Source organism: Frankia sp. EI5c, from assembly GCF_001636565.1.
Taxonomy (GTDB): Bacteria; Actinomycetota; Actinomycetes; order Frankiales; family Frankiaceae; genus Parafrankia.
Map to the genome: position 1 here is coordinate 1 of NZ_LRTK01000075.1, position 9,390 is coordinate 9,390.

Consider the following 9,390-nt stretch of genomic DNA (forward strand, 5'->3'; position numbering starts at 1 on the left):
GGGACATCTCCAAGGGCCCCGGCATCGGCTTCGCCACCGGTCAGGGCGCGGTCGACTACGAGCGCATGAAGGCGAAGGTCCAGGACGAGCTCAAGCAGCACTTCCGGCCTGAGTTCCTCNACCGGATCGACGACATCATCGTCTTCCACCAGCTCTCCGAGGCCGAGATCATCCAGATCGTCGACCTCATGCTGGCCCGGGTCGACGCCCAGCTGAAGAACAAGGACATGGCGCTGGAGCTCACGCCCGCCGCCAAGGCCCTGCTCGCGAAGCGCGGCTACGACCCGGTGCTGGGTGCCCGGCCGCTGCGCCGGACCATCCAGCGGGAGATCGAGGACATCCTGTCCGAGAAGATCCTCTACGGGACGCTGCGTCCCGGCGAGATCGTCGTCGGCGATGTCGAAGGCGAGGGCGAGGAGGCGAAGTTCGTCTTCCGCGGTGAGCCGAAGCCGAACTCGGTTCCGGACTCCCCGCCGATCGATCTGGCCAAGTCGAGCGAGTGACGTGATGCCGGTGAGGTGACCGCCGGTTGGCGACCGGCCGTCACCGTTACCGGCGCCCGTCTCCGCCAGACCTGCCCGAAGGGCGGTTGCGCGTCGTGCGTAGCCGCCCTTCGGCATGCTCACCGTCCCGTTTCACATCGGATGCCATGCCTCGCCGTCGCCCCGACGAACACCTGCCCGCAGCGCCACTCCGCCAGCCCGACCCGATGGCCGAGCACGGGGTGCATCTGACCTTCGGCCCGGATCCGGCGACCTCGATGGTCGTCTCCTGGATCACCCGGGGTCCTGTTCGACGCCCCCGCGTCCGCCTGCGCCCCCGCGAGTGTGACCAGCGGCTTTCCGCGGCGAAGCAGCAGATCGAGGCCGTCACGCGGTCCTACGTCGACGCGGTCACGGCGCGGGAGATCCACACCCATCACGCGCTGCTCACCGGCCTCGAACCGGATACCGAATATCACTACGAGATCTCCCACCAGGCGCCCCGACCAGGCCGGTTCGCGCGCCGCGGCTGCGATCAGCCGCTGGTGGTCGGCGGCTCCTCCTTCCGCACNGCTCCCCGGGGCCGGGCCGCGTTCACGTTCACCTGCTTCGGCGACCACGGCACCGACCGGCCCCACGACCCCCACGGCTCAGCGGCGTCCGGGATCCTCGTGGCCGGGATCGAGCAGGTCGCGCCGCTGTTCACGCTGGCCGACGGCGATCTCGCCTATGCCAACGCACAGGACGTCCCACCAGCCGCCTGGGCGGACTGGTTCGCGATGATCAGCCCGTCGGCCGCTCGCCGCCCGTGGATGCCCAGCGTGGGCAACCACGAGGTGGAGCGCGGCAACGGGGCCCTGGGCCTGGCCGCCTACCAGACTTATTTCCAGCCGCCGGACAACGGCGAGGAGCCGTATCTGGCCGGTCTCTGGTACGCGTTCACGGTCGGCGGCGTCCGGTTCGTCGTGCTCAGCGGCGACGACGTCTGCTACCAGGACGCCGGTCGCGTCTACCTGCGCGGTTACNGCGCCGGCCGGCAGACGGCGTGGCTGGAGCGGGAGCTCAGGCAGGCCCGGGCGGACCAGGACGTCGACTGGATCGTCGTCGCCGCGCACCAGACCGCCGTCTCCACCGCCGCGCACCACAACGGCGCCGACCTGGGGCTGCGCGAGGAGTGGCTGCCGCTGTTCGACCAGTACGGTGTCGACCTGGTACTGGCCGGGCACGAGCACCACTACGAGCGGACCCATCCCGTGCGCGGGGTCGTCGAGGGCACACCCACCCGCACCCCGCGGCCGGTGCTGACGGCGACCACCGTCGAGGACGGGACGACCATGATCGACACCTCGGCCGGCACCGTCCACATGATCGTNGGCACGGGTGGTTCCTCGGCGCCGTCGGCGCACCAGCTGTTCGAACCACCGGCCTGCCAGGTCGTCGTCGGGGTCCGCCAACCGGCCCCCGGTCAGCGGCACCACCCGGCGATCCGGGAGATGGAGCCGGCTCCCTGGCTCGCGGCCCGCTTCGCCGAGCATCCGTACGCGTTCGCCGGCTTCGAGGTGGAGCCGGGCGTCCCGGGCGGGACGACCCGGATCCGGGTGACGGTCTACGACTCGTCGGCCACCGAACTCGTCCCGTTCGACGGTTTCACACTGGTCCGCCCCCGCGGGGATGCCGGCTGACCGGCTGTGTGACCTTCGGGCGCCCCGGACAGCTTTCCGACACCTACCCGCGGTGACCGAACAGCCGCGAACACAGCGCCCACACAACCCAGCGACTCGTNGTCGGAGTCCTGACACAAACCCCATCCACCGCGAGAGGACGCCTTTGGTTATGTATGAGGACGGCTACCGACACGTCCTATAGCGTGATCGGGTTGGCGTGGCGGGGACGGAGGCCATGGGTAGCTCACTGGTACCGATCATGCTCATAGTGGTGCTCCTGGTGGGAGCTGTTGTCTTCGTCGCGCTCTCCAGTCGTGCCCCGCGCACCGGCGCCGAATCCGGACGTCGGCGGACACTGGACACGCGCCGGGCACGGCCGGAGGCCATTCCGTTGCGGGACGCGCCTGAGTCCGAGCCGCCGGACGGCGTGGTCCCGGGCTTCCAGCCCCAGACCGGCGCGCCGATCCCGGCACCGGCACCGGCCGCGCCCGGCGGCACCGAGCCGGCGGGCGGCACCGACGCCACCGGCGGCGTGGACCCCCCGGGGGCGGGCGCCTGGGGCGGCGCGTCCGGCTGGTCGGAGTGGGGTGACTGGGACGACGCGGAGGCGACCCGGGTCGGCAGCCTGAGTGAGCCCGTGGCGGACGCCCGCGGCGCCGGCGCCACGACCGCACCGGGCGACCCCGTCGACACGACCACCTCCCCGACAGGTGGCGGCGACCTGGCGGGCCACAATATCGGTGGCACGGGCGATATGGACGTGAGCGGACTCGATTCAGGCAGCAGGGACACCTTTATGAACGACAGCCGAGACCCGGACGCCACCGGGTGGACCCCGCCGCCCAGCGGGCGCCCGCACCAGGCCGAGGTGGACGACTCCATCTACCGGCTGGCGACGGACGGCCAGGGCCGGAGCCCTTCCGGCTACACCGGGCCGGCCTCCTACCCCGACCCCGCGGCCGGCGAGACGAGGCGCGTGGACTTCGGGGCTGAGCAGGAATCGCCCTGGAACACGGAACCGTCGACGGTGCCGCCGGCGGCACCGCCCGCGCACTCCCCCGAATCAGGCGCCGCCGGCATCGTCGCGGCCGAGCCGGTGCACACCACGACTCCGGCGTTGCGGCTCGCCGCCGCCGGCCGGTCCAGGCGCGGCAAGCGCGGTGGCCCGAACGAGGATGCCTGGGTCGTCTCGGACGGTCTGCTCGCCGTCGCCGACGGGGTGGGCGGCGAGGCCGCGGGGCAGATCGCCTCGACCCTTTCCGTGACCACCGTCGCCGGCTTCCGTCCCCAGTACGCGGCGGACCCGGCGGACGGGCTGCGGCAGGCTGTCGCCCGCGCGAACCAGGTGGTCCGGGAGAAGCCCCGGGAGGAGCCGGCCTGGCGGGGTATGGCCTGCACCCTCGACGTCGTCATCCTCGGTCGGCAGCAGGCGACCGGCGAGACCCTGTTCATCGCGCACGTGGGCGACAGCTCGGTGTGGCTGCAGCCGCAGAAGGGGCGCCCGCGCCAGGTCACCACCCCGCACGCGATCAGGAACGGCCCGCTGCTCAACGCGGTCGGCCTCGCCGACCACATCGAGGCCGACATCCTGTACGAGCCGGTGCGGGCCGGGGACCGCGTGATCCTCGCCAGTGACGGGATCACGAAGGTGATGACCCCGGAGCAGCTGCTCGGGCTCATGACCGAGCTCGGCGCGGAGCCGCCGGAGCGGGCCGCCGACGCGCTGGTCGAGGCCGCGCTGCTGGCCGGTGCCCGCGACGACACCACGATCGTCGTCGCCGACCTGGTGTCCGAGCCGTCGGCACGGTGACGGCGCACGGTTCGATGTGACCGCCGACATCCCGCGCCGCGTCGGCGGTACCTTCGGCCGGGTCGCCCGGTGGCTGCGCCGCCACCTGCTGGGGCTGTTCCTGCTGCTCGGGCTGATCGCGCTCGCGTTCAGCCTGATCGGCACCTACCAGCACTTCTCCGAAACGCCGGAGAGCTTCACCTGGGCCAACGTCGTCTTCTTCGCGTCGACGCTGTTCCTCGCCGACGGGACGATGTTCGAGGGCGGCGGGCAGTTCCCGCCCGCGCTGGAGGTGGCCCGCTTCCTCGCGCCGCTGGCGACGGCGGTGGGTGTGGCCGACGCGGTGAGCACGCTGTTCGCGCACCGCTACGNGCGCTTCCGGGCCCGGCACGCGCGCCGGCACGTCGTGATCTGCGGCAGCGGGCCGACCGCGTCGGCGCTCGTCGACAAGCTGGTCGGCACCAGGCGGGTGGTGCTGGTCGCGGAGGACGCCGAGCGGGAGTACCCCGACGCCGAACGCCCGCCGAACCTGCTGCGGATCACCGGCGACCCGGCCGAGCGGCTCGTCCTGCAGGGCGCCGGGATCGCGCACGCGGATGTCGTCTACAGCTGCCTGGGNGACACCGCGTCCAATCTGGCGGTCACCCTCACCGCCCGCGGGGTGCTGCGGAACGCGCGCAGCCGGTACCGCCGGGCCACCGACGCCCGGGTGGACAATCCGCTGCGCTGCCTCGCCCAGGTCGGTGACCTCTCGCTGCTGCCGCATCTGCGGGCCCGGCGGATCGGGCTGGAGAACGACCCCGGGTTCCGGCTCGACTTCTTCGCCGTGGAGGTGCTCGGCGCGCACGCGATGCTCAACCGCAACGCCCCCGCGTGGTCCAGGCCGAACCCGCCCCACGACCCGGCGACCCGGCCGCCGCACCTGGTGGTCCTCGGCATGTCCGGCCTCGGCCAGGCCGTCGTGATGGAGCTCGCCCGGCGGTGGCGTGACAGCAGCCCGGCCGACGGCCCGCTGCTGCCCATCGTGGTGTCCGGGCGGGACGCGTCCGCGCAGGCCGCGGCCATGCGGTCCCGGGAGCCGGCGCTCGCGCGGGTCGAGTTGCTGGCGCATGACAGCACCTCCGGCCAGCTGCCGGCCCAGTTCCTCCTGGTCGGTCAGCCACCGGGCGGTCCGCCCACGCCACCCGAGTTCGTCTACGTCTGTCACCGGGACGAGGAGGAGGCACTGCTGCGCGGGCTGGAGGTGCTCCGCGCGATCGGCGCCGGCAGTCTCGGTGCGCGGCGCACCCGGATCGTCGTGCGCACGGGCCGCCAGCGCAGCTTCGAGGACGTCTTCGGACCGCGCAACCCACCCGGGGATCAGGACGGCGAGCCGCCGGGCGGCGGCAGTGGGCTGCTGGACAACGTCCGGGGCGGGCTGCGGTTCTTCGCGGTGAACGACCAGGCGCTGCCGCTAGACCCCGGCGCGAACGACCTCATCGAGCGCTTCGCGCGGATCATCCACGACAAGTACCTGGCCAAGGAGCTGGCCCGCGGCGCGGCGATGGGCTCGCGGCGCAGCCTGCTCCCCTGGGACGAGCTGGACCAGGACCTACAGGCCTCGAACCGGGCGCAGGCGATCGGGTACAGCGACGTCCTGCGCCGGCGGAACTGGATGCTGGTGCCGCTGGGCGAGCATGACCCGGAGTTCGTCTTCACCGAGGACGAGGTGGAGCAGCTGGCCCCCGAGGAGCATCTGCGGTGGTGGCGCGAGCGGGAGAGCCGCGGGGTGCGCCACCCGTCGCTGGTCGACTGGGAAAGCCTCTCCNCCGCCGACCGGGATCGCAGCCGCGAGGTCGTCCTCAACATGCCCGCCGTGCTGGCCGCCGCCGATCTGGGCATCGTGCGCATGACCCCCCGGCCGCCGGAGGTCTAGCCCCGGACCTGGATTCCGCCGGCGGTCGGCGGTCAGTGGTCGGCGGTCAGTGGTCGGCGGTCAGTGGAGGCGCTGGTCGGCCGGGCAGTCCAGGGCGCTCGCCCGGGTCAGGCCGTCCACCGACAGCCGCGCCGAGAGGCGGACCGCGCCGCTGGACTGGGTGAGGATGCCGGTCCAGCCGCCGGCAGCCCGGAATACGCAGGCATCACCCTCGGTAAGTTGCCAGTACGGAGTGTAGTGCACCAGCACGGTTGCGACCCCGGGATTCGCGAAGGACACGGCAACCGAGCTGACACCGAGTTCGGTCAGGGTCGCCGGGCCCCGCACGAGGCCGGAGGAGTCCCGGACCANCCAGACCTTCCAGTCCTCGTTCTGCCAGGCCAGCTCCAGGTAGCTCAGGCCGGAGCGCAGCAGCTCGGCCTCGGCGACGGCGGAGGGGTCCAGATCGACGTCCGGCAGCGCGACATAGGTGACGCCCCGGGCCAGCAGCCACTCGTGGTAGGTCTCCGCGGTCAGCGTCCCGTCGTAGAACAGGGCGTTGTACTTGCTGTCCAGCTGACGCAGCCAGCCTCGCGTCATCGGCACCCGCGGCGGGACGTAACGGGCCTCCCAGTGTGACCGGGTGAACGGGATCTCGATCCGCCNGGCCGGGACGGGCCCCTCGTTGTCCAGGTAGTCCAGCAGCTCCGTGTAGTAGTCGGGCGAAGCGGACGGGTCGCCGCGGGTGACCAGGGCACCGTGGATGGGCCCGATCTGCCAGGCGATCAGCGGGATCGACACCACCGCGAGCACCCGCGGCCGCCGGATCAGGAACACCGCGGCGGCCGGCCCCGCGAGCATCGTCGCCGGGCGGGTGATGTTGCCACCGACCTGGGTCGGCACGAAGAAGAAGACGACCGNCGCCNNCGCCCACAGCAGCAGGCCGCGGCGCACCGCCCGCTGCTCCCGCGGCACGAGCAGCAGCCCGCCCCCGATCAGCGCCAGCAGGGAGAAGAAGGTGATGGCGGGGAAGGGCTGGTAGCCCTCCTCCGGGAAGGCCAGGGCGACGATGATCCCGGCGCCCGCCCCCAGGAAACCGGCGAGCACCCGGCGCGGCAGCGACCCGAGCAGCGCCACCCCGACCATGAGGACGAACCCGGCGGCGAGCGGCGACGCCAGCGACGACAGCACCGCTCCCACCCACACCAGCCACACCCGGCGCTCCCGCGCGCCGACCAGCGCGAGGGCGCCGAACGCCATGCCGAGCGCGAACGGCATCCGGCCCACCACCAGGTTGGCCACGGTCGCGACCGCGAACCACACCAGCGCTAGATCGTTCCCGTGGCGGGCCCCCGGCCCACGCAGCAGCCTCGTCACGATGACGGTCGACGCGACGCAGGCGAGCGCACCCACGGTCTGGACGCCCAGCAGGGCGCCCAGTGGGGGAAAGAGCACGCTGTAGCCGGGTATGGTGTGGCCGCCGTACCAACCGTCGTCCCACAGCACCGCCCCGCCGTGCTCGAACAGCCAGACCCGATACTCCTGGGCAGGGGTGTCCGGGCCGGTCACGTCGAGGCACACCGAGATCAGGCAGAGCACGGCGGTTAGCAGCCAGGGCCGGCGCACGACCGCGGTGCCCAGGGCGGCGGCCGCCTCGACCAGCCGGCTGCGGCGGCGAGGTCCCACGGCGAGGCAGGAGGTCTGCGGGAGTGAGTCGCGGCGACGGCCCGTCCCGCCTGGTCGGAGCATCTCCTCGGACGCGGTCGGGGCTTCGCCGGTGGTGGTTCCGAGCGGAGGGTCAGGCGTCGCGAGCAGACCCACCCGCCACCTCCCCGCCTTCCGCAGCCGGTCCATCCGGTGCCCTGACCGCCCAGGGCGTGGAACCATCCCAACCCGAGCACCGCGGCCGCGTCGACATCTTCACCGGGCGCTGGCTGATCCTGGCCGGCACGATCGCCGCCAGCCTCGCCATGCTCGGCGAGGCTCGGCTCGGACCCAGGGATCCGCAGGCGAGCGACCCGTCGTCCTGGTGGGGGATTCTCCCATCCACACCGCCGACGGACACGGCCAGGGGAGTGCTTGCGGCCACAGCCGCGCTCGCCGTCATCGCCCTGTGCCTGACCTGGCTGCTTCTGCTGGCGAGCGCGCTTCGCCACACGCTTTCGACGCGGGTGGCGGCCCTCGCCGCCCTCGCGTGGGCCACCCCGTTCGCGGTGGGCCCACCACTGTTCAGCCGGGATGTCTACGCCTACTCGGCCCAGGGTGAACTCGCCCGGCACGGGCTGGACCCGGCGACGCACGGCATCGGCGCCCTGGCCTCACGGGACGCCGCCGGCGAGATCTTCGTGGCCGCCGTGGACCCACGATGGCGCGAGACCCACGCTCCCTACGGGGGGCTCGCGGTCGGTGTCGAACGGTTGGCCGCGGCGCTCGGCGACGCACTGGGAACCGGCCCGGCCGAGGCCACGGTCGTGCTGCGGATCGTCGCTGTGATCTCCACCGTCGCACTCGTCCTGCTGGCGCTACGGCTGGTGCGCGGGCCGGCCGGCGCCGCCGCCGGGGCCACCGCCGCAACCGGGGCCATCGGGGCGCCGATCGTGCTCGCCCTGCTCGCGGCCAACCCATTCGTGATCATTCACCTGGTCGGCGGCGCCCACCTGGACGCACTTGCCGCCGCCCTGCTGGTCGGCGCGCTCGTGGTCGACCGGATGCGCCGGCGCCCGGGCGCCGCCGGCCCGCGCCGGGACGCGACCCGCGACCGCGCGCTCGGCACCGCCGCCGTGGCGCTGGCCTGCCTGGCCGGCAGCGTCAAGGCAACGGCCTTCCTCGGCCTGGGCTGGCTGCTGTTCGTCCATGTCCGGGACTCCTGGAACGCCGGAGCCGCCGGAGCCGGAGCCGGTTCCGCGGTGGGAGGCGGCCGCGCGGCCGGGCGGCGCGGCGCGGCGGTGGCCACCACCGCCGGGACCCTGGGCGCCGACCTCCTCGCGGGCGCGGGTGCGCTGGCGGCCGCGATGGCCGCGGGCGGTTACGGTCCCACCTGGATCGGCGCTCTCGCCACCTCGGGCAAGCTCGAGACGGGGGTCGCTCCGGCCTCAATCCTCGCGACCGTTCTCTCCGCGCTGGCACGGCTGGTCGGTCTGGACGTCGCCGACGGCACGCTGCTCAACGTCACCCGGGCGCTCGCGCTGGCCGCGGCCGGCGTGACCATCGCCTGGCTCACGCTGCGCTCCTGGTCCCGGCCGGAGACCGGCGGGCACCGCGATGACCTGGCCGTCCTGGGCTTCGGTGGGATGGCTGTGGCGCTGGGGTCGCCTGTGGTCTATCCGTGGTATCTCGCGTTGAGCGTGCCGTTTCTCGCCGTGATCGTCGCACTGGGACGACAGGCTCCGCCGCGGCGCACCCGGGCGGTCGTCGGGCTGGTCGCGGTCACGTCGGTGTGGCTGTGCGCCGCGACGTTGTCCCCCCTCGCCGCAACCTGGCGGCTGCTCGGACGAGCCGGCCCGGCCGGCGCCGCGGTGGCGGTGGCGCGGGGCCTGGTGGCGCTGCTGACAGCGGCTGGGC

Annotated in this window: 4 protein-coding genes and 9 pseudogenes; 9 read left to right on the plus strand and 4 right to left on the minus strand. The window is 73.3% G+C overall.

The window, feature by feature from the left end; translation table 11 throughout:
- Window positions 1-120: 120 nt before the first annotated feature.
- The 8 genes and pseudogenes from UG55_RS21905 to UG55_RS45655 all read left to right on the plus strand — a co-directional run.
- Window positions 121-503: pseudogene (locus tag UG55_RS21905) on the plus strand (NDP-hexose 4-ketoreductase); the annotation flags it as partial.
- Window positions 504-760: 257 nt separating this feature from the next.
- A partial coding sequence (locus UG55_RS41550; protein WP_396230970.1) for a fibronectin type III domain-containing protein occupies window positions 761-1,053 on the plus strand: 293 nt, incomplete at its 3' end.
- 1 nt (window position 1,054) lies between these two features.
- Window positions 1,055-1,507: pseudogene (locus UG55_RS41555) on the plus strand (metallophosphoesterase); the annotation flags it as partial.
- Between the two features lies 1 nt (window position 1,508).
- Window positions 1,509-1,854: pseudogene (locus UG55_RS41560) on the plus strand (metallophosphoesterase); the annotation flags it as partial.
- 1 nt (window position 1,855) lies between these two features.
- Window positions 1,856-2,164, plus strand: a pseudogene (locus tag UG55_RS41565) (metallophosphoesterase); the annotation flags it as partial.
- A 217-nt stretch (window positions 2,165-2,381) separates the two neighbouring features.
- Complete coding sequence (locus UG55_RS21915) at window positions 2,382-3,956, plus strand: PP2C family serine/threonine-protein phosphatase (RefSeq protein ID WP_066072478.1); 1,575 nt, start codon at window positions 2,382-2,384, stop codon at window positions 3,954-3,956.
- Between the two features lie 385 nt (window positions 3,957-4,341).
- A partial coding sequence (locus UG55_RS41570) for an NAD-binding protein (protein WP_242424930.1) occupies window positions 4,342-4,553 on the plus strand: 212 nt, incomplete at its 3' end.
- Window position 4,554: 1 nt separating this feature from the next.
- Window positions 4,555-5,742: pseudogene (locus tag UG55_RS45655) on the plus strand (potassium channel protein); the annotation flags it as partial.
- A gap of 168 nt (window positions 5,743-5,910) precedes the next feature.
- Here UG55_RS45655 and UG55_RS41575 read toward each other — a convergent pair.
- From UG55_RS41575 to UG55_RS41590, 4 pseudogenes are all read right to left on the minus strand, one after another.
- Window positions 5,911-6,200: pseudogene (locus UG55_RS41575) on the minus strand (hypothetical protein); the annotation flags it as partial.
- Window position 6,201: 1 nt separating this feature from the next.
- Window positions 6,202-6,494, minus strand: a pseudogene (locus UG55_RS41580) (hypothetical protein); the annotation flags it as partial.
- A gap of 1 nt (window position 6,495) precedes the next feature.
- Window positions 6,496-6,749, minus strand: a pseudogene (locus UG55_RS41585) (hypothetical protein); the annotation flags it as partial.
- A gap of 7 nt (window positions 6,750-6,756) precedes the next feature.
- Window positions 6,757-7,650 (minus strand): annotated as a pseudogene (locus tag UG55_RS41590) (hypothetical protein); the annotation flags it as partial.
- Between the two features lie 56 nt (window positions 7,651-7,706).
- Between UG55_RS41590 and mptB the strand changes: the two are divergent.
- The coding region (mptB, locus tag UG55_RS21930) for a polyprenol phosphomannose-dependent alpha 1,6 mannosyltransferase MptB (RefSeq protein ID WP_066072483.1) at window positions 7,707-9,390 on the plus strand (1,684 nt) is incomplete at its 3' end.

What these genes read in the sequence shown, in the direction of transcription:
- UG55_RS21915 (WP_066072478.1), top strand. Translation starts at nt 2,382, where the DNA reads ATGGGTAGCTCACTGGTACCGATCATGCTCATAGTGGTGCTCCTGGTG.